We start from the raw sequence: 26,961 nt of genomic DNA, 5'->3' as shown, positions 1-26,961 counted from the left end.
GCACGCTGCGATCTTTTGATCTTGGTTTGAAGATCAAAAGATCGCAGCGTGCCGCAGCTCCTACAAGGAGGGTTGTGACGGGGCGCAGTCGGGCTAGACTCATTCATGACCCAGTCGAGGGGGCCGCAGGGCGCAGCGTACGTCCTGCCCGTATCCCCGACCACCGCCCGGTGGCGCATGCCTCGACCCTCAACGCCGCCGGACTGTGATCCTGTTTCAGGAGCACACACGATGGACGAGGCCCGACTCAACGACTTCATGGGCAAACTGGTCAATGACATGGGCGGCGCGGCGATGCTGGCCAATGTCATCGTCGGCGAAGAACTCGGGCTGTACCGGGCGATGGCCGACAGCCAACCGATCAGCCCCGAAGCCCTCGCTGCAAAAACCACCTGCAACCCACGCCTGGTGCGTGAATGGCTCAGCGCCCATGCGGCGTCCGGCTACATGGAACACCACGACGGCCAGTTTCGCCTGCCGGAAGAACAGGCGCTGGCGCTGGCCGTGGAGGATTCGCCGGTGTATGTCGCCGGCGGGCTCGGCGTGGTGGCGTCGTTTTTCCATGACAAGGACAAACTGGTCAAAGCCATGCGCGGCAACGGCGCCCTGCCCTGGGGCGATCACCATCCGTGCATGTTCACCGGCACCGAACGGTTCTTTCGCCCCGGCTACAAAGGCCACCTGATCGCCGAATGGTTGCCGGCGCTGGACGGCGTTGTCGCCAAACTAGAGGCCGGCGCCAAAGTCGCTGATGTCGGCTGCGGTCATGGCGCCTCGACGGTGATCATGGCCCAAGCGTTTCCCAACTCGCGTTTCGTCGGTTTCGACTACCACGCGCCGTCGATCACCGTGGCGACCCAACGTGCGGAAGAAGGCGGCGTCAGCAGTCGGGCGAAATTCTTCCAGGGCACAGCCAAAAGCTATCCGGGCGATGACTATGACCTGATCTGCTACTTCGACTGCCTGCACGACATGGGCGACCCGGTCGGTGCTGCGCGGCATGCCTACGATTCGCTGAAAGACGACGGCACGGTGCTGCTCGTCGAACCGTTCGCCAACGACACGCTGGACGACAACATCAATCCGGTCGGCCGATTGTTCTATGCGGCGTCGACGTTCATCTGCACGCCAAACTCGTTGTCCCAGGAAGTCGGTCTCGGACTCGGCGCGCAGGCTGGGGAAATGCGCCTGCGCAAAGTTTTCACTGAAGCCGGATTCAAACACTTCCGCCGGGCCACCCAAACACCCTTCAACCTGATCCTCGAGGCGCGTAAATAAAGGCGTGACGACAACCCTTGTGGCGAGGGGATTTATCCCCGATCGGCGACAAAGTCGTCGCAAAACCCGTAACTCGCCGTGCCTGACACACATCATTAACCGATCCCGGGGTCGCTTGGCGATCCCGCAGGAGCAAGCTCCCTCGCCACAATCCGCCCCACCACAGAGGTTGGTGCTAACCTGCTGGCACTGTCCACTTCGGAGTGCTGAGCATGTTCGACAGCCCGACCCAAGAACACCTCGACACGCTGCAACAGGCGATGGCCGACGGCGACTTCCTGGTACTGACCGGGGCCGGCATCAGCACGCCCTCCGGCATTCCGGATTATCGCGACAGCGAGGGCGTACGCCGGGGCCGGCAACCCATGATGTATCAGGAATTCCTCGCCGCCCCCGAATCACGCCGCCGCTATTGGGCGCGGGCCATGCTCGGCTGGCCGCGTGTACGCCAGGCCCAGCCGAACGTCGCCCACGAGGCATTGGCCACGATGCAGCGCCAAGGCCAGATCAGCGGCCTGATCACGCAGAACGTCGATACCCTGCACGATCAGGCCGGCAGCCATGACGTGATTGAATTGCACGGCAGCCTGCACTGGGTGCTGTGCCTGGATTGCGCCCAGCGCAGCGAGCGCGATGCGATCCAGCAGTTGATGGAGGCGCAGAACCCGTACCTGGCCGGCGTCGATGCGGTGCAGGCGCCGGACGGCGATACCTTGCTCGATCCGGCCTTCGAAGCACGCTTTCAGACCCCGCGCTGCCCGCACTGCGCGGGTGAGCGGCTGAAACCGGATGTGGTGTTTTTTGGCGAAAATGTGGCGGCGCAGACAGCGGCGCGGGCCATGGCTGCGGCAGAGAATGCGGCAGGCCTTCTGGTGGTTGGCTCATCGTTGATGGCGTACTCGGCGTTTCGCCTGTGCCGGGTGATTGCCGATCGCGGTAAACCGTTGATTGCGATCAATCTGGGCAAGACCCGCGCAGACGATTTGCTCGACCTGAAAATCGAAGCCTCCTGCGAACAGCTCCTGCCCCTGCTGACACATCCCTGACACCGTCCCCTGTAGGAGCTGCCGAAGGCTGCGATCTTTTGATCTTTAAAACCAACATCAAAAGATCGCAGCCTTCGGCAGCTCCTACACGGTGGTGTGTGTTTCAGGCGTAGTTTTCCTGCTGAAGAATATCGAACAGTGCCTGCGCCGCCGCCGACAGTTCATTGCCCGGCTCGGTCAGCACGCCGATGGCCCGCTCGACCGAATCCATCAGTGTCAGGCAATGCGCGCCGAGTTCTTGCATCTGCTCGGCGCACAACGCCGGCACTGCGCTCACTCCCAACCCACTGGCGACCATGCGCCCGACCGTTGCCAGTTGGTGGCTTTCAAACTCCACCGGCAACTTCATGCCCCGCGCCTGCAAGTGCTCCTCCAGCATCACCCGCACGGTGGAGGGTCGTTGCAAGGTGATAAAGGGTTCCAGCAACAACGTCTGCCAGTCGATCTCGTTGCGGGCGGCCAAAAGCGAATCCTTCGGCACCACTGCGACGAAGCGATCCATGTACAGCGGCGTAAAGGTCATCGAGGTGTTCTGCATCGGCTCGAAGGCCACGCCCAGTTCAACCTGGCGATCGCGGACCATTTCCAGCACCTGCTCGTTGATCACATCGTTGACCGTGACGTTGACGTTCGGATAGCGCGCACGAAAAGTCTTGAGGATCGGCGGCAGCAGATTGCCGGCAAACGACGGCATCGCGGCCAGCGTCACACGCCCGCGTTGCAGGCTGAAGCGCTGGCGCATTTCATCTTCGGCGTTGTCCCAGTCGGCGATCAGGCGGCGGGCCAGTGGTAGTAGTGATTCGCCTTCCGGGGTCAATGCGACGTTGCGCGTGTTACGGCTGAACAAGCGCCCGCCCAGGCCCTCTTCCAACGCCTTGATGGTCAGGCTGAGCGCCGATTGCGACAGGTGCAGGCGCTCGCAGGCCACGGCGAAGCTCAGGCTTTGCGCGACGGCGAGGAAAGCGCGGATCTGTTTGATGGTCATACTCAAGCCTCAGAATTCTCGATGCATGATCGTTCCCACGCTCCGCGTGGTAACGCAGCCCGTGACGCTCTGCGTCACTGGACGCGGAGCGTCCATGGAGGCGTTCCCACGCGGAGCGTGGGAACGATCAGCCACAGGTAATCGGCGATTTCGGTGATTGTTGAGCTTTATCAATCAATCAACCTTAAAAATCAACTTAACAAATATATCCCCCAGCGCGACACTCCAACCATTCGGCTAGCCAGCCGCCCGCAAATAATAAAAGAGGTGCATATGGCAGGTTTCGACAAGCGCGTGAGTTCCTACGAGGAAGCCTTGGCCGGGCTTGAGGACGGCATGACCGTCATCGCCGGCGGCTTTGGTCTGTGCGGCATTCCGGAAAACCTGATCGCCGAGATCAAGCGCAAAGGCACCCGCGACCTCACCGTCGTCTCCAACAACTGCGGCGTCGACGGCTTTGGCCTTGGCGTGCTGCTCACCGATCGCCAGATCAGCAAAGTGATCGCCTCCTACGTCGGCGAAAACAAGCTGTTCGAAGAGCAACTGCTCAAAGGCGACATCGAAGTCATCCTGACCCCGCAAGGCACCCTCGCTGAAAAAATGCGCGCGGGCGGCGCCGGCATTCCGGCCTTCTTCACCGCCACCGGCGTCGGCACTCCCGTCGCCGAAGGCAAGGAAGTGCGTGAGTTCAAGGGTCGCAAGTACCTGATGGAAGAATCCATCACCGGCGACTTCGCCATCGTCAAAGGCTGGAAAGCCGACCATTTCGGTAACGTCGTTTACCGTCACACCGCGCAGAACTTCAACCCGCTGGCCGCCACCGCCGGCAAGATCACCGTGGTCGAAGTCGAAGAAATCGTCGAACCCGGCGAGCTGGATCCGACGCAGATTCACACCCCGGGCATCTACGTCGATCGGGTCATTTGCGGCACGTTCGAAAAACGCATCGAACAGCGCACCATCCGCAAATAATTCAGGCTGACGGAGAATAAAGACATGGCACTTTCCCGCGAACAAATGGCTCAGCGCGTCGCCCGCGAAATGCAGGACGGCTTCTACGTGAACCTCGGCATCGGCATTCCGACCCTGGTCGCCAACTACATTCCTGAAGGCATGGAAGTCATGCTGCAATCGGAAAACGGCCTGCTCGGCATGGGCCCGTTCCCGACTGAAGAAACCATCGATGCCGACATGATCAACGCCGGCAAACAGACCGTGACCGCACGCATCGGCGCGTCGATTTTCAACTCCGCCGAATCCTTCGCGATGATCCGCGGTGGCCACGTCGACCTGACCGTGCTTGGCGCGTTCGAAGTCGACGTTGAAGGCAACATCGCTTCGTGGATGATCCCCGGCAAACTGGTCAAGGGCATGGGCGGCGCGATGGATCTGGTGGCGGGCGCCGACAACATCATCGTGATAATGACCCACGCATCGAAAGATGGTGAGTCCAAGCTGCTGTCCAAATGCAGCCTGCCGCTGACTGGCGCGGGTTGCATCAAGCGTGTGCTGACCGACCTCGCCTACCTGGAAATCGAAAATGGCGCTTTTGTCCTCAAGGAACGTGCACCTGGCGTCAGCGTCGAGGAAATCGTCGCCAAAACCGCTGGTAAACTGATCGTCCCGGATCACGTACCGGAAATGCAGTTCGCTGCCGAGTGAGGAATTCGAAAATGCAAGACGTCGTCATTGTTGCCGCCACGCGTACCGCGATCGGCAGTTTCCAGGGTGCCCTGGCCAGCGTTTCTGCGGTGGATCTGGGCGCGGCGGTGATCCGCCAGTTGCTCGAACAAACCGGTTTGGACGGTGCGCAGGTTGATGAAGTAATCATGGGCCAGGTGTTGACCGCCGGCGCAGGTCAAAACCCGGCGCGTCAGTCGGCGATCAAGGCCGGCCTGCCGCATGCGGTACCGGCGCTGACCCTGAACAAAGTCTGTGGCTCTGGCCTCAAGGCGCTGCACCTGGGTGCGCAGGCAATCCGTTGCGGCGACGCTGATGTGATCATCGCCGGCGGCCAGGAAAACATGAGCTTGGCCAATTATGTGATGCCGGGCGCACGCACCGGTCTGCGCATGGGCCACGCGCAAATCGTCGACACCATGATCAGCGATGGTCTGTGGGATGCGTTCAACGATTACCACATGGGCATCACCGCGGAAAATCTGGTCGACAAATACGATATCAGCCGTGAGCAACAGGACGCCTTCGCTGCTGCGTCGCAACAGAAAGCCGCCGCGGCCATCGAGGCCGGCCGCTTTGTCGATGAAATCACCCCGATCCTGATCCCGCAGCGCAAAGGCGATCCTGTTGCATTCAAGGTCGACGAGCAGCCACGCGGCGACACCACCACTGAATCGCTGGGGAAACTGCGTGCAGCGTTCAAGAAGGACGGCAGCGTCACCGCTGGCAATGCTTCGTCGCTGAACGACGGCGCCGCCGCAGTCATCCTGATGAGCGCAGAAAAAGCCAAAGCCTTGGGTTTGCCAGTGCTGGCGAAAATCGCTGCTTATGCCAACGCGGGCGTTGACCCGGCAATCATGGGCATCGGCCCGGTGTCGGCAACCCGCCGCTGCCTGGACAAGGCGGGCTGGAACATCGAGCAACTCGACCTGATCGAGGCCAACGAAGCGTTCGCCGCACAATCGCTGGCGGTGGCCAAGGATCTGCAATGGGATCTGAGCAAGGTCAACGTCAACGGCGGTGCCATCGCGCTGGGCCACCCGATCGGTGCATCGGGCTGCCGCGTGCTGGTGACGCTGCTGCATGAAATGATCAAGCGTGATGCGAAAAAGGGTCTGGCGACCCTGTGCATTGGCGGCGGCCAGGGTGTAGCGCTGGCGCTGGAGCGCGCGTAAGCAAGAGTTCAACGGCGGGCGGCGGATCCACGACATCCGCTGGTTGCCGGCAACAAAAAACCCGGTGCAGCTTGCGTTGCACCGGGTCTTTTTTTGTCTGGACTTTGTGTTGTGCTTTAAGGCCACATCGCTGGCAAGCCAGCTCCCACAGTGATTGATGGTGATTACAAATATTGTGTACACCCACTACCCCTGTGGGAGCTGGCTTGCCAGCGATAGGGCCAGCCCTGGCACCACAAAACCTCAGCCAGCCAACTGCAGGATCAACCAGGCATTCGCCCCACTGATCACCACAAACAATCCCCACGCCAGCACCCGCGTCGGCAGCCGATTCACAAACGGCCCCATCAGTTGTTTGTCATTGGTCATGCGAATCAGCGGATACAGCGCAAACGGCAGTTGCAGACTCAACACCACCTGGCTCATCACCAGCAACTTGCCCACCGCGTTATCGCCCATCAACCACACGCCGATAAACGCCGGAATCAGCGCCAGCCCGCGCGTAATCAAACGGCGCTGCCAGCACGGAATCCGCAGATTGAGATAACCCTCCATGATCACCTGCCCGGCGATGGTGCCGGTGAAGGTCGAACTCTGCCCCGACGCCAGCAACGCCACGCCGAATAACACGCTGGCCAGCGCGCCACCGACCAGCGGATCGAGCAAGTGATAGGCGTCCTGAATATCGACCACGTCGGTATGCCCCGACTGGTGAAACGCCGCTGCCGCGAGAATCAGAATCGCCGCGTTGACCAGCAACGCCAGCGCCAGCGAGCCGATGGTGTCGATGCGCGCCAGTTTCACTGCGTCCTGTTTGCTTGCCAGATCCTTGCCGATCATCCGGGTCTGCACGATCGAAGTGTGCAGGTAGAGGTTATGCGGCATCACCGTCGCACCGAGAATGCCGATTGCCAAGTACAACGGCGCGGCGTCGCTGATCGCCGACAGCGAAGGTTTGAAACCTTGGAAGACGTCTGGCCAGTACGGTTTGATCAGCACCAGTTCAACGAAGAAACACACGCCGATAGTCGCGACCAGTACCAACATGATCGCTTCCAGTCGGCGGAATCCACGGTTCTGCAGAGCCAGCACCAGCAGCGTGTCGAATGCAGTCAGGGCAATGCCGAAGGTCAGCGAACAACCGAGCAACAGGTGAAACGCCAACGCACAGCCAAGTACTTCGGCGAGGTCGGTGGCGATTATCGAGATTTCCGCCAACACCCACTGCAAGCGTGCGGTCGGCGTGCTGTAGCGTTCGCGCGACAGTTGCGCCAGATCGCGGCCGGTGGCGATGCCCAGCCGCGAACACAAACATTGCACAACCATGCCCGCCAGACTCGCCAGCAACACCACGAACAACAGGCTGTAGCCAAACCGCGAACCGGCCTCGATCGCAGTCGCCCAGTTACCCGGATCCATGTAGCCGATCGACACCAGCAAACCGGGGCCGGCGAAACGCAGCACACGTTTGAAGAAGGGGGCGTTGGGGTCGACCGCGACACTGCCGGCCACTTCCGGTGGGCAAAACGGCGCGGTGGCGATTTTGGGCAAACTGAATTTCACGCACACATCCAGAAACAAGTCGGAAAGACGCAGCTTAGACGTTTCAGCGGTTACGTTGAAGATCAAAAGATCGCACCTGTAGGAGTTGCCGCAGGCTGCGATCTTTTGATCTTATCGGCTCGCGCCCAACAATTGCTCGCGCAATTCGGGGCTACGGGTGCGCGGATCCAGCCAGATGTCGAAAAACGCCCTGGCGAACTGTGGATCATCGATTTCATGCTGCAATTGCTGCCCGACGAAAAACCGTGCGCCCTGCCCCGGCAGATAGACGCCGGTGATGCGCGTACCGGCCTGCACGTCGACGAAGGATTGCTGCATCTGAATCTGCCAACCGGCCAGTTGCGCCGGGCTGACGCGAGGGCCGGCCAGGCGCTTGATTTCATCAAGGCTGGCCTTGACCAGATCATCGCGAGAAATGTTGCGGCGGTAGATCAGTTCCAGCGCAAAGGGCTGCCCCTCCGCCAATGGCCGCGCCGCACTCCAAAGCCGGGCATTGTAGACATCGAAACCGAATACGCTGAAATCGCCGGTGCCGATGATTTGCGCGCCGGGCACGGCGTCCTGCCAATTGGCCCAGGTCGGCGTCAACAACAGGGCCCACAAGCCTATGCCGCAGCATCCCCGCAACACCTTCGGTGTTCTGTTCATCGCGGCATCGACTCCGGCAAGCCCTGATAATCAGAGCATAGTCGGCTATCCGCCCGAGCACTTTGTATACAATTTTTGTACAACGATGCAGCAATCCACGATCGACGATGCTAACGTGAGCGCCTCTCACTCGACGGAGCCACCTGCGTGCTGATCCTCAAACTGCTGCTGATTCCCGGATTTCTCTTGCTGATTTCTTTGGCGGGCAAGCGTTGGGGGCCGAGTGTGGCCGGGTGGCTGTCGGGGTTGCCGGTGGTGGTCGGGCCGATTCTGTTTTTCCTCGCCATCGAACAGGGGCCGCAGTTTGCCGCGCATTCAGCAGTGGCGGCGTTGTCGGCGATGTTCGCGATGATTGCCTTCTGCATCACCTATGCGCAGGTCGCACAACGGGCGAACTGGCCGTGGGCGCTGGCGATATCGATGACGGTCTGGGCTGTGTTGGCGCTGGTGCTGTCGCTGATTCCACCGTCGCTGCCGTTTTCGGTGGTGGCGGCGGCGGTTGCCCTGCTCGCCTCGCCGTATCTGTTTCCGGATGTGCAACCGGTGCTGAATGGTACGGCACCGAAGTCGGACAAACTGATCTGGCGGATGATTGCAGGAGCGGCTTTGACGTTGCTGGTGACGATGCTCGCCAGCACCGTCGGCGAACGCTGGAGCGGTTTGCTCGCGGTGTTCCCGGTGCTCGGCAGTGTGATGGCGGTATTTTCCCAGCAGACACGCGGCCCGGCGTTTACCGCAGCATTGCTGCGCGCGACGGCGACGGGGATGTATTCGTTTTCGGCGTTTTGCCTGGTGTCGGCGCTGACGTTGCCGAGCATGGGGCTGAGTGGGTTTGCGGTGGGTGTCGCGGTATCGGTGGCGATGCTTGGCGTTACCCGCAAGCTGCTGGCAAAACCTCCTTCCTCTAAAACGCCCCAACCTCAAAGTTGAAACCGTCCCCTGTGGCGAGGGGATTTATCCCCGCTCGGCTGCTCAGCAGTCGTAAAAACGATGGGCGCGCTGCGCACGCCAGCGGGGATAAATCCCCTCGCCACAGGTAAGTCGCCAACTCAAAACCATGTTCAGACGAGCCGGGCTGGAGTGCCAGTCCTCTGCATGGGATGATCGCCCGCCCAAGCGCGACCATCCCCTGGAGATTCGAATGTCACTGTTGAGCAAAAAAGCCGTTGTCCTTTTACTCGCGGCAGTCGCCGGCCTCGGCGCCATCAGTGCTCAGGCGGCCAAGGCCAAGGACACGGGCAGCGAGAAGGTCTCGATGCTCGATGGCAAGTTCACCTTCGTCCTGCCCAAGGGCTTCGTCGCCGACCCGCTGCCGGCCGGCCCGACTGGCGCCAAAGGCACGATGTACACCAACCAGACCACCAAAACCGTGGTCATCGCCGCCGAGAACGTGATTCCCGAAGGCAACAACGTCAAGGACAACGACAGTGCGTTCCTCGACGGCACCGTGTCGGACTTCATCGACGCCCAACGTAAGGCGCTGCCGGACTTCAACAAACTCACCGAGAAAAGTCTGACGCAGAAAAGCAGCGGCCTCGGCCTGCGCCAAGTCGACAGCACCGCTACCCAAGGTGGCGGCCAGACCCTCAACACCACGTTGATGGCCGGCTCCGGCACGCACATGGCCTTGGTTCAGGTGATTTCCCGGGCCAGCGACAAGGCCGGCCACGATAAGCTGGTGAAAACCATCCTCAAGGATTGAGCTGCTGCAACCAACCGTTCAAATCCCGCAGTTCGGCCGCACTGATGCTGTGGCCGACGCCGGGATAAGCGTGAAATTGCGGTGTGTAATCCAGCTTCTGCAACTGCGCATTGGCTTCGGTGCCGTCGTGGTACGGCACACGATCATCGGCGGTGCCGTGACCGATGAAGATGCTCAGCGGCAGCGGTTGTTGCTCGGTCTTGAGCTCGGCTTTCAACACCGGCAACAAACGTCCGCTCAACGCCGCGATGCCACCCACCGCCACTGGCGGTCGCAGCCCTACCTCGTACGTCATCATCGCGCCCTGACTGAAACCGATCAGGTACACCTTGTCCGGGCTGGTGTGATATTTCTTCGCCGCCTGCGCGACAAACACACGCAGTTTCTGCGCGCTGACCTTCAGATCATCGGTCTCGCCGTTGTAGGCCCCTTCGCCCTTCTTGCGAAACCACTGATAACGTCCTTCGCCCAACGCCAGCGGCGCCTGCACCGACAGGTAGTTGTATTGCGCCGGCAGCTGGAATTTCATGCCGATCAGGTCGGCTTCGTTGCTGCCGTAACCGTGCAGGAAAATCACCAGCGGGCGCGGATCGGCGTCCGCGTGAACTTGCTCGATGTACTTGAGCGGCAGATCGTTTTGCAGCGTGGTTTGCGCATGAACGGCGGTGGACGCCAACAGGGTCAACAGAGCAAACGCCTTCAACATAGAGCCTTCCTTCACAGAGTGTCGGGTTCGCGGGGGAGCCTAACATTCCCCGGCAAAGATCCATATGCGGCGGTGCTTTCGATGCCGACATCGCTGGCAAGCCAGCTCCCACAGGATTTGTGTGAACACCTTCATTCACTGTGGGAGCTGGCTTGCCAGCGATGAGGCCAGCGGATTCAGCGTAAACCTTCAATCGTTGGTCAGCTTGCCGCTGCGAATCGGTACCCGCCCCGCCACTTTCGCCTGCCAGATCCCCGGCTCGGTGTAGCGCCCACGATCAATCGCAAACAACACGCCGCTGGTGCCGGCGCGCACGGTGCTTACGCGATCCTGCAACGGATCAACCACTTCGAACAGCGCATCGCCCTTCTCCACCCACTCGCCGGCATTGCGCAGGAAACTCACCACACCATGATGCGGGGCGAACAGGTATTCGGTGCCCTCGAACGGCAAGCCCTCGCAGCAGTCGGCCGGTGCCGCCGGCCATTCGCCGTCGATGAAGCCCTGCTCGGCGAGGAAGCCCAGAATCGCCTCGCAATTGGCCTGCGCCTGATCGACCCGGGTATCGCCCATGCTGCCCAGCTCCAGCGTGGTTGCCAGGTTCGCCGGGGGAATTGCCGCGTCAGGAAAGGTGCGCGCCAGACGCAGCCATGGCGAAGAACAGGATTCATCAAACGAGCTGCCGCCGGAGTCTTCACACAACAGCGCCACACCGGCCTTCAGGCGTGCGGCCAGCGATTGCCATTGTGGCCAGTGTTGCGGCAACGCATACAAGTGAATCGCAGCGTCAAAATCGCAGTGCAGGTCGAGGGTGATGTCGGCGTCGCAGGCATGACGCAGCAGCAGACGATGCAGCGCCTCCAGTTGCGAGGCCGGGGCTGGCAAGTCATCGAAAACCTGGAGCATCGTTTGGCGGATCAGCGCGATGTTGGCGGCGGCATCCGCGCCCAGGCGCTCACCGACCAACGCCGCCACCGGGGTGCTGAGTTCGACGAATGCGCGATTGAAATTCTTGCCACTGCCCAGCTCGAAGCGCCCCATGTGCGCGCCCTGCAGATGCTGATCGAGACCAATCGGGTTGGCCACCGGCACCAGCTCGATCACGCCGTGCAAACGCCCTTGCTGCTCAAGTTCATTGAGGCGCTGCTTGAGTTCCCACGCGGTGCGCATGCCCGGCAATTCATCGGCGTGCAGGCTGGCCTGGATGTACACCTTGCGCGCGCCGGCGCCATAACGAAACACGCTGAGGGAGCGCTCGCTGCCCAAGTGGCTCCAGGGCAGGACATGATCGATGCGTTGCATGGGAAAACTCCTCAATAGCTGGATCACACAGATCCCCTGTAGGAGTGAGCCTGCTCGCGATAGCGGTTTTACATTCAGCACCGATGGCACCTGACATACCGCTATCGCGAGCAGGCTCACTCCTACAGGGTCTGGTCACAATTAAAACGCAAAAAAAGTGGCCACCGCGTAAACGGGGCCACTTTTTTCCTACGGCGTATTAATGGCCGTAAACGTCAAAGTCGAAGTACTTGTCCTGCACTTGCTTGTACTTGCCATTGGCACGGATTTCGCTGATTGCCTTGTTGAATTGCTCGGCCAGCGCGGTATCGCCCTTGCGCACAGCAATGCCGGCGCCGCCGCCGAAGTACTTGGCGTCTTCGTAGGTCGGGCCAACGAATTCGAAGCCTTTGCCGGCGTCGGTTTTCAGGAAACCGTCGCTGAGGTTGACCGAGTCGGCCAGCATCGCGTCAAGACGACCCGAAGTCATGTCAAGGTTGGCCTCCTGCTGCGAACCGTAACGCACCAGGTCGATCCCGGCTGGAACCAATACTTCGGTGGCGAAACGGTCGTGGGTACTGGCACGCAGCACGCCGACTTTCTTGCCTTTGAGCTGAGTCAGCGGGTCGGTGATGTTCGAGCCTGCCTTCATCACGAAGCGGGCCGGGGTGTGGTAGTACTTGATGGTGAAATCGACGTTTTTCTTACGGTCGTCAGTGATGGTCATCGAGGACAGAATCGCGTCGATTTTCTTCACTTTCAGTGCCGGGATCAGGCCATCGAATTCTTGCTCGACCCAGGTACATTTGACTTTCATCTGCTCGCACAGCGCATCGCCGATGTCCACATCGAAACCGGCGAGTTTGCCGTCAGGGGTTTTCATCGAGAATGGCGGGTAACCGGCTTCGATACCGATGCGGATCGGCTTGGCGTCTTCGGCCACAGCGGTCAGGGACAACATCGACAGTGCCAGGGCACCGAACATCACTAGCTTCTTCATTTATTACTCCTGTGTGCGGAGGCTTTTATTGGCAGCTTTCGATTCAGCGTTCAGTCATGGCCATTTGGCGGCAAATACTGAAGTGGCCGGCAGTCTATGGCGGCGCGCACAGGGTAAATTGTGTTGATGCGACAAATACTTGCAGAAAACCGGCGAGACAATTCAGCAACATCAAAGGCTGTAGGAAAAACACCAATCCCCTGTAGGAGCTGCCGCAGGCTGCGATCTGTTGATCTTTTTTAACGACCCGGATCAAAAGATCGCAGCCTGCGGCAGCTCCTACAAGGTTCAGCATTCGCAGGGGAATGCGCTGCGGGCGGGTTGCGCCACGCTCAGTTGGAATCCTTCGTCCAGCCACCCGGTCACGCCACCGATCATCTCTTTGACCGGGTAACCCAGCGCCGCCAGTTTTACCGCCGCCTTGTTCGCGCCGTTGCAGTGCGGGCCGGCGCAATAGACCACGAACAGCGTGGTTTTCGGGTAATTCGCCAACCCTTCAGCCGTGAGCAATCGCGTCGGAATATTGATGGCCCCGGGCACATGGCCGCGCTCAAAGGCCAGCGGCCCGCGCACATCGACCAGCACGAAGTCGACCTCGGCGGCCTCTTGGCTGCTGTAGACGTCGGAACAATCGGTTTCGAAGGTCAGACGGTTGCTGAAATGCATCAGGGCGATGGCCGAAGGGGCGGCGGGAATGTCGCGAACCAGGCTAGGCATAAGGGGTTGCTCCTGTGTCTCGTTGGGAATGAACAGACTTTATCCAGCCACCGCGAATCGCTACAGTGGCGCACAAGACACTCATCGGGAATTTTCCGCCAAATGCCGACATCACCAGGTCTGGTTGCGATTCTGGCCTACGACGGCCTCTGCACGTTCGAGTTCGGCATTGCCGTGGAGATCTTCGGCCTGGCGCGTCCCGAGTTCGAGTTTCCGTGGTACCAACACGCGATTGCGGCGGTCGATCCAGGCCCGATGCGCGCCATGGGCGGGATTCAGGTGTTGGCCGATGGCGGTCTGGAACTGCTGGACGAAGCCCGCACGATCATCATCCCCGGCTGGCGCGACCGGAACGCCACGGTGCCGCCGGCACTGATCGACGCACTGCGTCAGGCCCACGCCCGAGGGGCGCGGCTGTTGTCGATTTGCTCCGGGGTGTTCGTGCTGGCGGCCAGCGGTTTGCTCGACGGCCATGGCGCGACGACGCACTGGCGCTACACCACGGAACTGGCGCAGCGCTTTCCGGCCATCGCGGTCGATCCCGATGTGCTGTACGTCGACTCTGGTCAGTTGATTACTTCCGCTGGCAGCGCTGCCGGGATTGATGCCTGCCTGCATCTGGTGGCGCGGGACTTCGGTACTCAAGTGGCCAACGCCGTGGCCCGCCGACTGGTGATGTCGCCGCAACGCACCGGCGGCCAGGCGCAGTTCATTCCGACGCCCGTGAGCCCGACGCCGCGCAACGATCTGTCACGCGTCATGCAATGGGCCCGCGAGCGTCTGCATGAGCCGCTGGAGGTGCGCGACCTGGCCAGCGAGGCGGCGATGAGCGAACGGACCTTTCTGCGGCGATTTACCGAGGCCAGTGGCCAATCACCCAAGGCGTGGCTGCAGCACGAACGACTGGCGCGAGCGCGGGAGCTGCTGGAGAGCACGCCGCAGAACACCGAGCAGATTGCTCAGCGTTGCGGGTATCGCTCGGTGGAGAGTTTTCGGGTAGCGTTTCGCACGGTGGTCGGCGTGCCGCCCTCGGTGTATCGCGAGCGGTTTGGGCGAGGGGTCAATGCCGATTCCTGAGGTGCGGTCGATGGCCCAATCGCTGGCAAGCCAGCTCCCACAGGGTTTGGCGCTGACTGAAGATATGTGAACAACACAAATAACTGTAGGAGCAAGGCTTGCCCGCGAAGACACCCGCCCGGCCAGCAAAAATCTAAGGCTTGCGCAGCAAATACGTATCCATGATCCACCCATGTTCCGCCCGTGCCGCCTTGCGCACCCGCTCGATTTCATCGGCAACATCCGCCAGTCGCCCGCTGATCAGTATTTCATCCGGCGTGCCCAGATAAGCCCCCCAGTAAATCTCCGTCTGCTGATCCGTCACCGTGTGATAGGAATCTTCAGCATCGAGCATCACCACCACGCTGTCCGCGTCACTCACCTGCCCCGCCGCCAAACGCCGCCCGGTGGTGATTTCAACTGAGCGGCCAATCGTGTTCAACGGCACCTTGTGCTGTGCCGCCAGCGCCTGAACGCTGGTAATCCCCGGGATCACTTCAAACTCAAAGGCACACCGCCCTGACGCCAGAATCGCCTGCAGGATACGAATCGTGCTGTCGTACAACGCCGGGTCGCCCCAGACCAGGAAACCACCGCACTCACCGTCAGACAATTGGTCATTGATCTGCCTTTCGAAGGTGCGTTGCTTGGCGTGGTTGAGCTCGGCGACGCTGGCGGCGTAGTCGACATCGCCGCGTTCACGCTCGGGGCTCTGGGCTTCAGCGAAACGGTAAGCGCGATCGGTGATGTAGCGTTCACAGATCTCGCGGCGCAGGTCAATCAACGCGTCCTTGCTCTGACCTTTATCCATGAGGAAGAACACATCGACCAGATTCAGCGCCTTCACCGCCTGCATCGTGATGTAGTCCGGATTACCGGCGCCGATGCCGATCACCAGCAGCTTTTTCATCAGCGCGTCTCCTTGCTGTCGATACCCGGCAAGCGTAGCCGCCAGATACCGTTGAAGCGTAACTCAAGGATGGCCAGCGGCTCGACGTCGACTGCGTTGAAAGCCGCGCCCTGCACCACCTGCATCAACGCGGCGCGCACAATGTAAGGATGGGTAATGGCGACGACATGCCCGGGTGTTGCGGTCAGCCCTTCGAGCCAGGTGGCGACCCGCTCGCCCACTTGCGCCACTGACTCACCGCCATGCGGTGCCGCGTGAGGATCGGCCAGCCAGGCTTGCAATGCTTGTGCATCGGTCTGCTGCAGATCCTTGATCGACTGCCCGTGCCAACGCCCCCAGTCGCAGTCGCGCAAGGCCGGGACCACTTCAGCGTCCGTGCCGAACCACTCAGCCGTTTGCCGGGTGCGCAATTCCGGACCACACAACAGACGGAACGGTGAATCGAGCCGTGTCGCCCACAAGTCAGACGCTAATTGCTCATTTTCAACAGGCTCGTTTGTAGGAAAACGCGACAATTTCTGTGCGACGGTTCGAGCATGGCAAATCAGAGTCAAACGGGTGGTACGCACAAGCAGTCACTCATTCGAAGGTCAGGAAAAATCGGCGGAGCCGTCGGCAATAATCGCCATTGTGCCGTATGCCGGAGGGTTGCAGCCAACTCGACGGCGCTGACGGCAACCCTTTGCGAAGTGCCGAATCGGCAATTTCTGACGTCGTTCCGGGCAATGGACTACAAGACAGAGCGACTACCGTGTAGCCCTTGTTACACGGGCGTCTTGCCCCATTTTGGGGCTTTTGCTCCACGGTAAAAAATTCACTAGACATGTAGCGTCAGTTACATAAATACTGTTTTAACGGATTATGAAGCGAATTCAACACCCCTCCATCCAGCAGGAGCCCGGATGCCCCCTCTCAGAGACCTGATCACCGACCCCGGCCTTGATCTTACGCCGTCGGAGCGCAAAGTCGTTCGCGCCTTGCTTGATCAGTACCCGCGCAACGGCCTGGGGCCGATGGCACGTCTGGCCGAACATGCCGGTGTCAGCGACCCGACGATCGTGCGGCTGGTAAAGAAGCTCGGTTTTGGTGGTTATGCCGAATTCCAGGATGCCCTGCTCAGTGACATGGACCATCGCCTGCGCTCGCCAAGCACCCTGTTGCAGCCTCGCTCGCATCAGAACAAGGACGATGCCTGGAGCCACTACCTTGCTGACAGCCATCGTCTGTTACTGGAAACCCAGGCGCTGACGCAACCCGAAGACATACGAATCCTCGTCGACTGGCTGCTGGATGCACGCCATCAGGTGTACTGCTTCGGCGGCCGTTTCAGCAGCCTGATGGCCACGTACCTGCTCAATCATTTGCGCCTGTTGCGTCCCGGCTGTTTTGCCCTGGAAGACAATGCGCTGCTGCCCGACCGGTTGTTCGACCTGCAACGTCAGGACGTGGTGCTGATGTTCGACTATCGCCGTTATCAGACCCAGGCCCTGCGCGTCGCCAGCGCGGCAAAAAACAACAACGCCCGGGTGGTGTTGTTTACCGACATCTACGCGTCGCCCCTGCGCGAGTTGGCTGATCTGATCATCAGCGCCCCGGTCGAATCGGCCTCACCGTTCGACACCATGGTGCCGGCGCTGGCCCAGGTCGAGGCATTGATTGCCTGCCTGACCCTGCGCGGCCCGGAACTGGCCGATCGCCTGGAAGGCATCGACGCCCTGCGCAACGAATTCGCCACTCATCTGCTGGAGGAAAAATAAGGATGTTCAACCTTCCCCACCGCTCGCCACGGGACCTGCCGTTTGTCACCGACCACACGGCGTTGCTGCTGGTCGACATGCAGCGCGCCTGGCTCGAACCGCAGTTCGACCCGCACCTCAGTGGCCCGGACGCCGAGTACTTCCTCAACCGCGCCCGCACGCAGGTGGTGCCCAATCAGCAGCGGTTGCTCGGCGCCTTTCGCCAGGCCCGACAGAATGTATTGCACACGATTATTGAAAGCCTGACCGCCGATGGTCGCGACCGCTCGCTCGATCACAAGCTGTCAGACATGCACCTGCCCAAGGGCAGCCCGCAGGCGCAGGTCATTGCTGAACTGACCCCGCAGGAAAACGAAATCGTCCTGCCAAAAACCTCGTCCGGCGTGTTCAACTCGACCGCCATCGACTACGTGCTGCGCAACCTCGAAACCCGCCACCTGATCATCGCCGGCATCGTCACCGACCAGTGCGTGGACATGGCCGTGCGCGATGCCGCCGATCGCGGTTATCTGGTGACGCTGGTGGAGGACGCCTGTGCCACCTACAGCGCCGAACGCCATCACGCCTGCCTGAACGCAATCAAGGGTTATTGCTGGATCACCGACACCGACACCGTGCTCGGCCGCCTGCAGGAGATGCAGCCATGAGCGCACGCCTGACGCCGCTGCCGATGACCACCATCGTCACCACCGACCTGATCGGCATCACTCGTGGCCGCTCGTTTCCCACCGATGAGCTTGAACATTACCAGGCGGCGGGTTGCGGCTGGGTGCCGGCCAATAGCGCGCTGACGCCACAGGACATCATCGCCTCGGCTAATCCGTGGGGCGCTTATGGCGACTTGCGGTTGATTCCCGATCTGAGCAGCCGCGTCACCGTTGGCAATGGCCCGGATGCCGATGCGCCGGCGCTGGACTTCATCCACGGCGATATCCGCGAGACCGATGGTCGTGCGTGGGGCGCCTGCCCGCGCACACTGCTGCGTGATGAGATCGAGCGCTATCGCGATGCGTTGGGCTTGCAAGTCAACGCCGCGTTCGAACACGAATTCAACCTGCACGCCGGGTTTGTCGAGCATCTGGCGTTTTCCCTCGAAGCCCAGCGTCAGGGCGCCGAGTTCGGCGGCTGGCTGCTCAGCGCCCTGCGCGCGGGGGGTGTCGAGCCGGAAATGTTCCTGCCTGAGTACGGCAAGCACCAATACGAAATCACCTGTCGGCCGACGCTGGGCGTAGCCGCGGCAGACCGCGCGGTCAACGTGCGCGAAATCACCCGCGAGATTGCCCGGCAAATGGGCCTGGACCTGAGCTTCGCGCCGAAAACCGCCGAGCATGCGGTGTGCAACGGCGTGCACTTGCACGTCAGCCTGCTGGATCTGGCCGGTCAGCCGATGCTCTACGACGCGGGCACCAGCAACGGTCTGTCGAGTCTTGGCCAGCACTGGGCAGCGGGCGTCCTGCATTACTTGCCGGCCCTGTGTGCGTTCACTGCGCCGACGCCGGTGTCGTACCAACGCTTGCAGCCGCACCACTGGAGCGCGTCCTACGCCTGCCTCGGTCAACAGAACCGTGAAGCGGCGCTGCGCATCTGCCCGACCGTGACCCTGGGTGGCAAATCCGTGGCCCAGCAGTTCAACCTCGAATTTCGCGCCATGGACGCCACGGCGTCGCCGCACCTGGCCATGGCGGCACTGCTGATTGCCGGGCGACTGGGCATTGAACAGCGTTTGGCCCTGAACGCGATCACCGACGAAGTGCCCGATTCACTCAACGACGAGCAACGCCAGGCCCGGGGCATCGTTGCCCTGCCCGCCTCGCTCGCCCAGGCGCTGGATTGCCTGCGCGACAGTGCAGCCTTCAATGAATGGCTGGCCAAGCCGTTGCTCGACACGTATCACGCCCTTAAAACCGAGGAACTGGCGCTGACGGAACAGCTCTCGCCTGCTGACCTGTGTGAGCACTATGCACGCCTGTACTGAATCCGCCGAGCTTGGGTTGTACACCCGCCCGGCCTACAACCTGAGCCGCGAGGACTCGACACATCCGTTGATTCTGGTGTGCGAACACGCGAGCCGCTACATCCCCGATGCCCTGAACAATCTGGGCCTGGATGAGGCCGCCGCCCTTGAACACATCGCCTGGGACATCGGCGCACTGCAACTGGCCGAGCAATTATCGGAAAAACTTGGCGCCACACTGTTGAGCGCCAATTATTCGCGACTACTGATCGACCTGAACCGTCCACGGCATGCGCCCGACAGCATTCCGGCACAGAGCGAGATCTATCAGATCCCGGGCAACCGTGAGCTGGACGAAGCCACGCGCGAATACCGGCGCCAGGCCCTGTTCAAGCCGTTTCACGCACGCTTGCAGACGCTGATCGACGAACGCATCGCCAAAGGGCAACCGGTACGGGTGGTGGGGGTTCACAGTTTTACCCCGGTGTATTACGGCCAGCCACGACCGCTGGAAGTCGGCGTGCTGTTTGGTCAGGCGAAGGACTACGCACAACGCCTGCTCGACGGGCTCGCTGAGCATCCGCTGAAAGTGGCGGGCAACCAACCGTACAAGATTGATCCGCTGGGCGACATGACCGTGCCGGTACACGGCGATGCCCGGGGCCTGGATTCGGTGCTGATCGAGGTGCGCAACGACTTGTTGCGCAGCCCCGAAGCGGTATCGCGCTGGGCCGGATACCTCGCGCCATTGCTGTAACGCAAGACTGCTGACGCTGTAAACGATGGACCGACATAACAACTAAAAAACGACCGATCTGGCTGACAAGGAGTTGCGCTTCATGGAAATTGAAGAATTCGGCTACAAGCAAGAGTTGAAACGTAGCCTGACCCTCACGGACCTGGTGGTGTACGGGATGATCTTCATGATCCCCATCGCCCCGTTCGGTGTGTATGGCTACGTTAACGCCGAGGCGCCGGGGATGGTGCCGCTGGCCTACATCATCGGCATGGTGGCGATGCTGTTTACCGCGCTCAGCTACGGCAGCATGGCCAAGGCATTTCCGATCGCAGGCTCGGTGTATTCCTACGCGCAACGTGGCTTGAACCAGCATGTCGGTTTTATCGCTGGCTGGTTGATGCTGCTCGACTACCTGCTGATTCCACCGCTGCTGTATGTGTATGCGGCGATGGCGCTCAACCATTTGTACCCGGACATTCCAAAAGTCGGCTTTATTCTGGCGTTCCTCGTCAGCGCAACATTCGTCAACCTGCGCGGCATCACGTTCACCGCGCGGATGAACATCATCTTCCTGCTGGCCCAACTGGTCGTGCTGGGGATCTTCCTGTTTTACGCCTGGACGGCCCTGCATAACGGCGGCGGTCATGGCGAGCTGACATTGGCGCCGCTGTACAACCCCGAGACGTTCAATTTCGCCCTGTTGATGCAAGCGGTGTCGATTGCGGTGCTGTCGTTCCTCGGGTTCGATGCAATCTCGACGCTCGCCGAAGAAATCAAAGGCGATCCGGGCAAGAGTGTTGGCAAAGCGGCGCTGATTACCTTGTTGGTCATGGGCGTGATTTTCGTCGCGCAAACCTGGATCGCCACCGATCTGGCGGCCGGCATGGGCTTCACCTCCGCCGACACCGCGTTCTATGAAATCGCCGAAATCGCTGCCGGCAGCTGGCTGGCGACGTTGACCGGCGTAGCCACCGCACTGGCCTGGGGCGTGGCCGTGGCGATCACCTCGCAAGCCGCGGTGTCGCGCCTGCTGTTCGGCATGGCCCGCGACGGCAAATTGCCGAAAGTGCTGGCCAAAGTACATCCGAAACACAACACGCCGTACCTGAGCATTTATCTGGTGGCGGTACTGTCGCTGTTGATCTGCTACCTGTTCATCAACTCGGTCGACACCCTGACCTCCCTCGTCAACTTTGGCGCCCTCAGCGGCTTCATGCTGTTGCACCTGACAGTGATCAACTACTACTGGCGTCGGCAGAAGTCCGGACAAGTCGTGCGCCACCTGATCTGCCCGGTGATCGGCTTCATCATCGTCGCGGCCATCATGTACAACATGGGCGTCGATGCGCAGAAACTCGGGCTGATCTGGATCGCGCTGGGCCTGGTGTATCTGTTCTTCCTGAACAAGCTCGGCGCCAGTACCGCGCTGCCCGACCCGAGCAATGGCTGACAAGAAAAAGGGCGGCGTCTGACAACAAATCAGGCGACCGCTGATTTAACGCGTGGAACCCGACAGTGATAGTCAGGTGCGGTGAACTCACCGGACCTTTTGATACAGGAGTACATCCATGCTGGTCTTACGCCCAGTCGAGCTAACCGACCTGCCTCAGTTACAACAATTGGCCCGCGCCAGCCTGGTGGGCGTGACCTCTCTGCCGGATGACAGCGAACGCTTGCGCGAGAAAATCACCGCCTCCTGTGCCTCATTCGAAAGCGCAGCGGCGGCGCAGGGCCCGGAGAATTACTTCTTCGTGCTCGAAGACCTTGAAACGCGGCGTCTGTCGGGTTGCTCGGAAATTGTTGCCACCGCCGGCTTCAACGAGCCGTTCTACAGCCTGCGCAACCGCCATTTCACCAGCGCCTCGCGGGAGCTGAACATCGAGCACGGAGTGCCTGCGCTGTCGCTGTGCCATGACCTCAACGATCACACGCTGCTGCGCGGTTTTCACATTGACGCAGGGCTGGTGCGTACAGCTTTTTCCGAATTGCTTTCGCGGGCGCGCCTGCTGTTTATCGCCGCTCATGCGCCGCGTTTTGCCGAAGCGGTGATTACTGAAATCGTCGGCTACAGCGACGAGAACGGCCAATCGCCCTTCTGGGATGCGCTGGGCAAACACTTCTTCGATCTGCCTTACGTCGAAGCCGAAAGGTTGTGTGGGTTGCAGAGCCGCTCGTTCCTTGCCGAACTGATGCCGCAATACCCGATCTACGTGCCGATGCTGCCGCTGGCGGCGCAGGAATGCATCGGGCGCATTCACCCTGACGGGCAGGAAGCGTTCGACATTCTTGAGCGTGAGGGCTTTGAAACCAACAGCTACATCGACCTGTTCGACGCCGGCCCGACGCTCTATGCGCGCACCGCAAACATTCGGTCGATCGCTCACAGCCAGATCCTTCCGGTGCAGCAGCAGTCGCGGATCGATGCCCGTGGCCGCTACCTGCTGAGCAACGATGCGCTGCAGGGTTTCCGGGCCATCGTCGCCGAACTGGATGTCCACGCCGATCAACCGCTGGCCCTCACCCCGGCCATGTGTGCAGCGCTGAACGTGACCGATGGCAGCCCGATCCGGCTGATTGCCCTGTGAACCACGCCCGGTGCCGCAGCCAACGACAGTGCCCGAACAGGCGCGCAAAAGGAGTTACAGCATGATTGTCCGCCCGGTCAATGTCAGCGACCTGCCAGCGTTGATGACTCTGGTTCAACAGGCCGGCCCGGGGTTCACCACCCTGCCGGCCAACGAAGATCGCCTGGCCCATCGGGTACGCTGGGCGCAACGGGCGTTCGCCGAGCAGGTAGAACGTGCCGACGCGGACTACCTGTTCGTGCTCGAAGACGATGACATGCGCGTGGTCGGCGTCAGTGCGCTGTCCGGGGCGGTCGGCTTGCGCGAGCCCTGGTACAACTATCGAGTGGGGCTGACGGTGAGTTCGGCGCCGGATCTGGGCATACAACGGCAAATCCCGACGCTGTTTCTCAACAACGAACTGACCGGGCAATCGGAACTGTGCTCGCTGTTTCTCGGCCATGCTCAACGTCATGGCAGCAATGGCCGTTTGTTGTCACTGGGGCGGCTGTTGTTCGTCGCCGAGTTTCCACACCTGTTTGGCGAAAAGATGATCGCCGAACTGCGCGGCAGTGCCGATGAACTGGGCTGTTCGCCGTTCTGGGACAGTCTGGGCCGGCACTTCTTCCAGATGGATTTCAGCCACGCCGATCACCTGTCGGGGCTCGGCAACAAATCGTTCATCGCTGAACTGATGCCGCGCCAGCCGCTCTACACCTGCCTGCTCACCGAAGAGGCTCAGGCGGCCATCGGCCAGGCGCACCCCAATACCGAGCCGGCGCTGAAAATCCTTCAGGCCGAGGGTTTTTCTCACAAGAGTTATATCGACATTTTCGACGGTGGGCCGGTGATTGAAGCCCCCGTGCGCAGTATCCGCACCGTGCGCGACAGCGTGGAACTGACCCTGAGCCTCGGCACACCGGATGACCAGGCGCCACTGTGGCTGATCCACAACCGCCGCCTGGAGAACTGCCGCATCACCGTCGCCCGCGCCCGTCGAGTTGGCAGCAGCCTGGTGATTGATCGCCTGACGGCCAAACGCCTGCAACTGCAGCCAGGCAACTCGGTGCGCGCGGTCATGTTGCCCAATCAACAACAGCAGGCCGTTGCGGCCTGATTACTGTATATCGCACATCGTTTTGCGCCTCGCGCCCCTACATAACCTTTACTTCAAACTTCCCGACGGTCATAACTAATGGCCGTCATCACGGGACGCTTTACTCTCCTACAACTATCTCGCAAGCCAATATCGGCAGCACCAACTCAACTAACACCCCCCCAAAAAAACACCCCAATTAAAATCCGAAACACAACAACTTACACACCTCAACTTGCCCAAACCAACTTCGGACTATAAATTTAACTCAAGCCCACTTACTCAACAGCAAACAACCATGATTACTGAATTATTAGACACCAACTTAGAACCAGAACTAACCCTCGACATCCTCAATAAAAACAACATGACATCCGAAGTAAACATGCTTTGCAACCTGCTTGACACTCGCATTAAAACACTCGGCGTCCAGCACTACAAAGCTCAAGCCCTTAACAGCACCAACCCTTACACCCGCACATTGACCTTGTACTATAACGCAGCGGGCAACATCAGTATCAAAGCGCCTGACAGCACGACAGCCTCACCTTATTTTTATTCTGTTCCCGGTAAAACATTTTTATTTTCGATCAACAACACACCCTTTAACGTCCAGCGCTACACGATCGATGACGACCACCTGAGCCTGGGTGACAACACTACAGTCGATAACGGTCAAGCGTTGTACATCGACGGCACCAAAGAGTTGTTCGAATGCGACCAGGAGGTTCTCAGCGCCAGTATCAACCTGATCGACCGGCGTGCCGACATTGCGGTATTCGACCGTCGCACACTGAAAAAAGTAGCTTGGCTTCCGAACGATGAAAGCGCAGCGCGCTTCCTTGTCAGCCTCGAACTGCTTGAGGCCGCGGCGGATCCACACGCCCGCAAAGTCGCCGAGGAGCTGATTTACCACCAACACCCGGCGGTCACCTGGAAGGCTTTCAATGTTATCGCCCAGGAGGATAAAGCGGCAGCCCTTGCGTATGCGCCGGTGATGAGATTGCTGCAAAACGAGCAATTGAATCGTTATCTAGATGCTCATATGGACAGTGCAACATGAATTTAGCGAACTTCATCCAGCGCATGGATAACTACAACTTCAATACAGACCAGAACTCGATCATTGAAGACTTGAAAGGCCTTGCCAAGAACAGAACATTACTGAGTGAGCATTTGTACGAGGGCATTCAAGCGCACGGTTTCAGTACGGCGCACTATCGTTATAACGCTTACGCTTTCGTCCTGCACTCTTGTGATACTTACACTGTCCGCCTGGGGTTCTGGGCGCCTGTCGACTCACAAGATGAAGGCGAAACTTTTATTTATCACCTTAATCATACGCACGACTTCGAAATGTACTGCGTAGGTTATGCGGGAGACGGTTACGTCACCATAAAGCGCGAAATCCTCGACCGCACTCCACTCCTTGCGGGGGTCCGTCCTCGTCTAGGAGAGGAAACCGAATTGAAACTGGCGCCAGGTGCAGTGCTTCACATGAAGCCACTTCATGAGATTCATCGACAACTGCCGCCAAAACAAATGTCTGCTTCGCTGAGCGTGCTTATTCACGCGCCGCTTGCGCAGACAAGCGAAGAAGCATGGTGCTTCGACGAAAACTACTTGCCGACTCATCCCGGCATTGCAATGCAAGAGATCGATTTTTATGAAAAAACGATCGCACTTTTAAATCAGGGTCAGTATTGACTGCCCACTTAATCAAAAAGGAAATTGATATGAACACTACCCAAAACAACTGGAACAACGCGCCACTCCTGCGTGCAGGCTCCAACGTCATCAATACCGCCGTCAAAACCGCCGCTGCAGCCCCTTGCGCCGGCCTGGGCATTCCGCGCTACAACGTGGGAAACATCCATGAGATCAAAAAAATCTGGGGAGACATCAATAAAGTCTGACCCCTCGCCCTGAGTTGAGTCATCCGGTTGCAGACGTTTAGACGTCTGCAACCTTTTCTGTTTTACCGTTACCGAAAAAATCGTCATGAACCTGACCATCCCAGCGTGATAGCCTTTTAGGCCTTCGGCGTTGACACATTTGCTCAAGCCTTTCCATTCCTTTGTATTGGTGGAACTCGTATGACCAGGCTTTCTCATCAAGATTTGCGCCGTAATTTCCGACAGTTGCTGGCCTCCGACACCTGCTACCACACGGCCTCGGTGTTCGACCCGATGTCCGCGCGGATCGCCGCTGACCTGGGTTTTGAAGTGGGAATTCTCGGTGGTTCGGTGGCGTCGTTGCAGGTGCTGGGTGCACCGGACTTTGCCCTGATCACCCTCAGCGAGTTCGCCGAACAGGCCACGCGCATTGGCCGCGTCGCGCAATTGCCGGTGATCGCCGACGCCGACCACGGCTACGGCAACGCCCTCAACGTGATGCGCACCATCGTTGAACTGGAACGCGCCGGCGTCGCTGCCCTGACCATCGAAGACACTCTGCTGCCCGCGCAATTCGGGCGCAAATCCACCGACCTGATCACCGTCGCCGAAGGCGTCGGCAAGATCCGCGCAGCGCTGGAAGCTCGAGTCGATACGGAAATGGCGATCATCGCCCGTACCAACGCCGGCATCCTGCCCAACCAGGAAATCATCAGCCGCACCCGGCAGTACCAGGCGGCGGGCGCCGACGGGATCTGCATGGTCGGGATTCAGGACTTCGATCAGCTCGAACAAATCGCCGAGCATTTGACCGTACCGCTGATGCTGGTCACCTACGGCAACCCGGCGCTGCGCGACGACAAGCGTCTGGCTGAACTCGGTGTGCGCGTGACCATCGACGGCCACGGCGCCTACTTTGCCGCGATCAAGGCAACGTACGACAGCCTGCGCGAACAGCGACAGATCTTCACCCAGGCCTCCGACCTGAGCGCAACCGAACTGACGCACACCTATACCCAGCCCGAGGAATACATCCTGTGGGCCAAGGAATACATGAGCGTCAAGGAGTGATGGATTGACCTGGCTGACGCCATCGCTGGCAAGCCAGCTCCCACAGGTTATGCGGCCAACCATGGCTTAATGGCTCATACCAAATCCTTTGGGCTGAGTGATGGCTTGGCCGGGCTGACGCCATCGCTGGCAAGCCAG

The 26,961-nt window shown here is 60.1% G+C and carries 28 protein-coding genes; 19 read left to right on the top strand and 9 right to left on the bottom strand.

Going from position 1 to position 26,961, the window contains the following annotated elements; all coding sequences use genetic code 11:
* Positions 1–231 precede the first annotated feature (231 nt).
* Positions 232–1,278 (top strand): class I SAM-dependent methyltransferase, encoded by a 1,047-nt coding sequence (locus EJA70_RS15435; protein WP_158831781.1) that lies wholly within the window; start codon positions 232–234, stop codon positions 1,276–1,278.
* 212 nt (positions 1,279–1,490) lie between these two features.
* Positions 1,491–2,324, top strand: coding sequence for an NAD-dependent protein deacetylase (locus EJA70_RS15430; protein ID WP_158831779.1), 834 nt, complete (start codon positions 1,491–1,493; stop codon positions 2,322–2,324).
* A gap of 103 nt (positions 2,325–2,427) precedes the next feature.
* Here EJA70_RS15430 and EJA70_RS15425 read toward each other — a convergent pair whose 3' ends face one another.
* Positions 2,428–3,309 (bottom strand): LysR family transcriptional regulator, encoded by an 882-nt coding sequence (locus tag EJA70_RS15425; protein ID WP_158831778.1) that lies wholly within the window; start codon positions 3,307–3,309, stop codon positions 2,428–2,430.
* 273 nt (positions 3,310–3,582) lie between these two features.
* Here EJA70_RS15425 and EJA70_RS15420 point away from each other — a divergent pair, with 273 nt between their 5' ends.
* Genes EJA70_RS15420 through EJA70_RS15410 form a run of 3 tightly spaced genes read left to right on the top strand, consistent with a single transcriptional unit; the run spans position 3,583 to position 6,164 of the window.
* Entirely contained in the window at positions 3,583–4,281 is a 699-nt protein-coding gene (locus EJA70_RS15420; protein WP_008082423.1) for a CoA transferase subunit A, read from the top strand.
* Positions 4,282–4,305: 24 nt separating this feature from the next.
* Entirely contained in the window at positions 4,306–4,971 is a 666-nt protein-coding gene (locus EJA70_RS15415; protein WP_008082425.1) for a CoA transferase subunit B, read from the top strand.
* A gap of 11 nt (positions 4,972–4,982) precedes the next feature.
* Positions 4,983–6,164, top strand: a complete 1,182-nt coding sequence (locus tag EJA70_RS15410) for an acetyl-CoA C-acetyltransferase (protein ID WP_158831776.1) — start codon at positions 4,983–4,985, stop codon at positions 6,162–6,164.
* Between the two features lie 243 nt (positions 6,165–6,407).
* Here the strand turns inward: EJA70_RS15410 and EJA70_RS15405 are convergent, their stop codons facing one another.
* Positions 6,408–7,727: an Nramp family divalent metal transporter gene (locus EJA70_RS15405; RefSeq protein WP_158831773.1), complete on the bottom strand. Its 1,320-nt coding sequence runs from the start codon at positions 7,725–7,727 to the stop codon at positions 6,408–6,410.
* Positions 7,728–7,838: 111 nt separating this feature from the next.
* Positions 7,839–8,375, bottom strand: coding sequence for a chalcone isomerase family protein (locus EJA70_RS15400; RefSeq protein ID WP_008082442.1), 537 nt, complete (start codon positions 8,373–8,375; stop codon positions 7,839–7,841).
* 147 nt (positions 8,376–8,522) lie between these two features.
* Here EJA70_RS15400 and EJA70_RS15395 point away from each other — a divergent pair, with 147 nt between their 5' ends.
* Positions 8,523–9,305 (top strand): hypothetical protein, encoded by a 783-nt coding sequence (locus EJA70_RS15395; protein ID WP_008082443.1) that lies wholly within the window; start codon positions 8,523–8,525, stop codon positions 9,303–9,305.
* A 211-nt stretch (positions 9,306–9,516) separates the two neighbouring features.
* Positions 9,517–10,077, top strand: coding sequence for a hypothetical protein (locus EJA70_RS15390; RefSeq protein ID WP_158831772.1), 561 nt, complete (start codon positions 9,517–9,519; stop codon positions 10,075–10,077).
* Here the strand turns inward: EJA70_RS15390 and EJA70_RS15385 are convergent.
* The 4 genes from EJA70_RS15385 to EJA70_RS15370 form a co-directional block, all read right to left on the bottom strand.
* Entirely contained in the window at positions 10,067–10,783 is a 717-nt protein-coding gene (locus EJA70_RS15385) for an alpha/beta hydrolase (protein WP_158831770.1), read from the bottom strand. The genes EJA70_RS15390 and EJA70_RS15385 overlap by 11 nt on opposite strands.
* 189 nt (positions 10,784–10,972) lie before the next feature.
* Positions 10,973–12,085 (bottom strand): succinylglutamate desuccinylase/aspartoacylase family protein, encoded by a 1,113-nt coding sequence (locus EJA70_RS15380; protein ID WP_158831768.1) that lies wholly within the window; start codon positions 12,083–12,085, stop codon positions 10,973–10,975.
* 199 nt (positions 12,086–12,284) lie between these two features.
* Complete coding sequence (locus EJA70_RS15375) at positions 12,285–13,064, bottom strand: ABC transporter substrate-binding protein (RefSeq protein WP_158831766.1); 780 nt, start codon at positions 13,062–13,064, stop codon at positions 12,285–12,287.
* 288 nt (positions 13,065–13,352) lie between these two features.
* Positions 13,353–13,781: a rhodanese-like domain-containing protein gene (locus tag EJA70_RS15370; protein ID WP_158831764.1), complete on the bottom strand. Its 429-nt coding sequence runs from the start codon at positions 13,779–13,781 to the stop codon at positions 13,353–13,355.
* A 102-nt stretch (positions 13,782–13,883) separates the two neighbouring features.
* Between EJA70_RS15370 and ftrA the strand changes: the two genes are divergently transcribed.
* Complete coding sequence (ftrA, locus tag EJA70_RS15365) at positions 13,884–14,858, top strand: transcriptional regulator FtrA (RefSeq protein ID WP_158831762.1); 975 nt, start codon at positions 13,884–13,886, stop codon at positions 14,856–14,858.
* A 133-nt stretch (positions 14,859–14,991) separates the two neighbouring features.
* Here the strand turns inward: ftrA and cobF are convergent, their stop codons facing one another.
* Positions 14,992–15,747 (bottom strand): precorrin-6A synthase (deacetylating), encoded by a 756-nt coding sequence (gene cobF / locus EJA70_RS15360; protein ID WP_158831760.1) that lies wholly within the window; start codon positions 15,745–15,747, stop codon positions 14,992–14,994.
* Positions 15,747–16,316, bottom strand: coding sequence for a histidine phosphatase family protein (locus tag EJA70_RS15355; protein WP_158831758.1), 570 nt, complete (start codon positions 16,314–16,316; stop codon positions 15,747–15,749). The genes cobF and EJA70_RS15355 overlap by 1 nt, the downstream gene beginning before the upstream one ends.
* Positions 16,317–16,649: 333 nt before the next feature.
* Here EJA70_RS15355 and EJA70_RS15350 point away from each other — a divergent pair, with 333 nt between their 5' ends.
* From EJA70_RS15350 to EJA70_RS15300, 11 genes are all read left to right on the top strand, one after another.
* Complete coding sequence (locus EJA70_RS15350) at positions 16,650–17,504, top strand: MurR/RpiR family transcriptional regulator (protein ID WP_158831756.1); 855 nt, start codon at positions 16,650–16,652, stop codon at positions 17,502–17,504.
* 2 nt (positions 17,505–17,506) lie between these two features.
* A complete protein-coding gene (locus tag EJA70_RS15345) occupies positions 17,507–18,151 on the top strand; it encodes an isochorismatase family cysteine hydrolase (protein ID WP_158831754.1) in 645 nt (214 codons plus the stop codon).
* Positions 18,148–19,479: a glutamine synthetase gene (locus tag EJA70_RS15340; RefSeq protein WP_158831752.1), complete on the top strand. Its 1,332-nt coding sequence runs from the start codon at positions 18,148–18,150 to the stop codon at positions 19,477–19,479. Before EJA70_RS15345 ends, EJA70_RS15340 begins: the two co-directional genes overlap by 4 nt.
* A complete protein-coding gene (locus EJA70_RS15335) occupies positions 19,463–20,215 on the top strand; it encodes an N-formylglutamate amidohydrolase (protein ID WP_158831750.1) in 753 nt (250 codons plus the stop codon). Before EJA70_RS15340 ends, EJA70_RS15335 begins: the two co-directional genes overlap by 17 nt.
* Before the next feature lie 82 nt (positions 20,216–20,297).
* Positions 20,298–21,647, top strand: coding sequence for an APC family permease (locus EJA70_RS15330; RefSeq protein WP_158831748.1), 1,350 nt, complete (start codon positions 20,298–20,300; stop codon positions 21,645–21,647).
* Between the two features lie 118 nt (positions 21,648–21,765).
* Positions 21,766–22,782, top strand: a complete 1,017-nt coding sequence (locus EJA70_RS15325; protein ID WP_158831746.1) for an arginine N-succinyltransferase — start codon at positions 21,766–21,768, stop codon at positions 22,780–22,782.
* 61 nt (positions 22,783–22,843) lie between these two features.
* Complete coding sequence (gene astA, locus EJA70_RS15320; RefSeq protein ID WP_158831744.1) at positions 22,844–23,878, top strand: arginine N-succinyltransferase; 1,035 nt, start codon at positions 22,844–22,846, stop codon at positions 23,876–23,878.
* A gap of 277 nt (positions 23,879–24,155) precedes the next feature.
* A complete protein-coding gene (locus EJA70_RS15315; RefSeq protein ID WP_256677679.1) occupies positions 24,156–24,920 on the top strand; it encodes a hypothetical protein in 765 nt (254 codons plus the stop codon).
* Entirely contained in the window at positions 24,917–25,564 is a 648-nt protein-coding gene (locus EJA70_RS15310) for a transposase (protein WP_158831742.1), read from the top strand. The genes EJA70_RS15315 and EJA70_RS15310 overlap by 4 nt, the downstream gene beginning before the upstream one ends.
* Positions 25,565–25,593: 29 nt before the next feature.
* The gene (locus tag EJA70_RS15305; protein ID WP_008082468.1) at positions 25,594–25,773 is read left to right on the top strand and encodes a hypothetical protein; all 180 of its coding nucleotides are present in this window, start codon (positions 25,594–25,596) and stop codon (positions 25,771–25,773) included.
* A 180-nt stretch (positions 25,774–25,953) separates the two neighbouring features.
* A complete protein-coding gene (locus EJA70_RS15300; RefSeq protein ID WP_007919546.1) occupies positions 25,954–26,823 on the top strand; it encodes an oxaloacetate decarboxylase in 870 nt (289 codons plus the stop codon).
* Positions 26,824–26,961 lie beyond the last annotated feature (138 nt).

Origin of the sequence: Pseudomonas sp. PB103, from assembly GCF_009764635.1 — a bacterium.
Classification (GTDB): domain Bacteria; phylum Pseudomonadota; class Gammaproteobacteria; order Pseudomonadales; family Pseudomonadaceae; genus Aquipseudomonas.
This window is presented reverse-complemented; position numbering and strand designations above follow the sequence as displayed.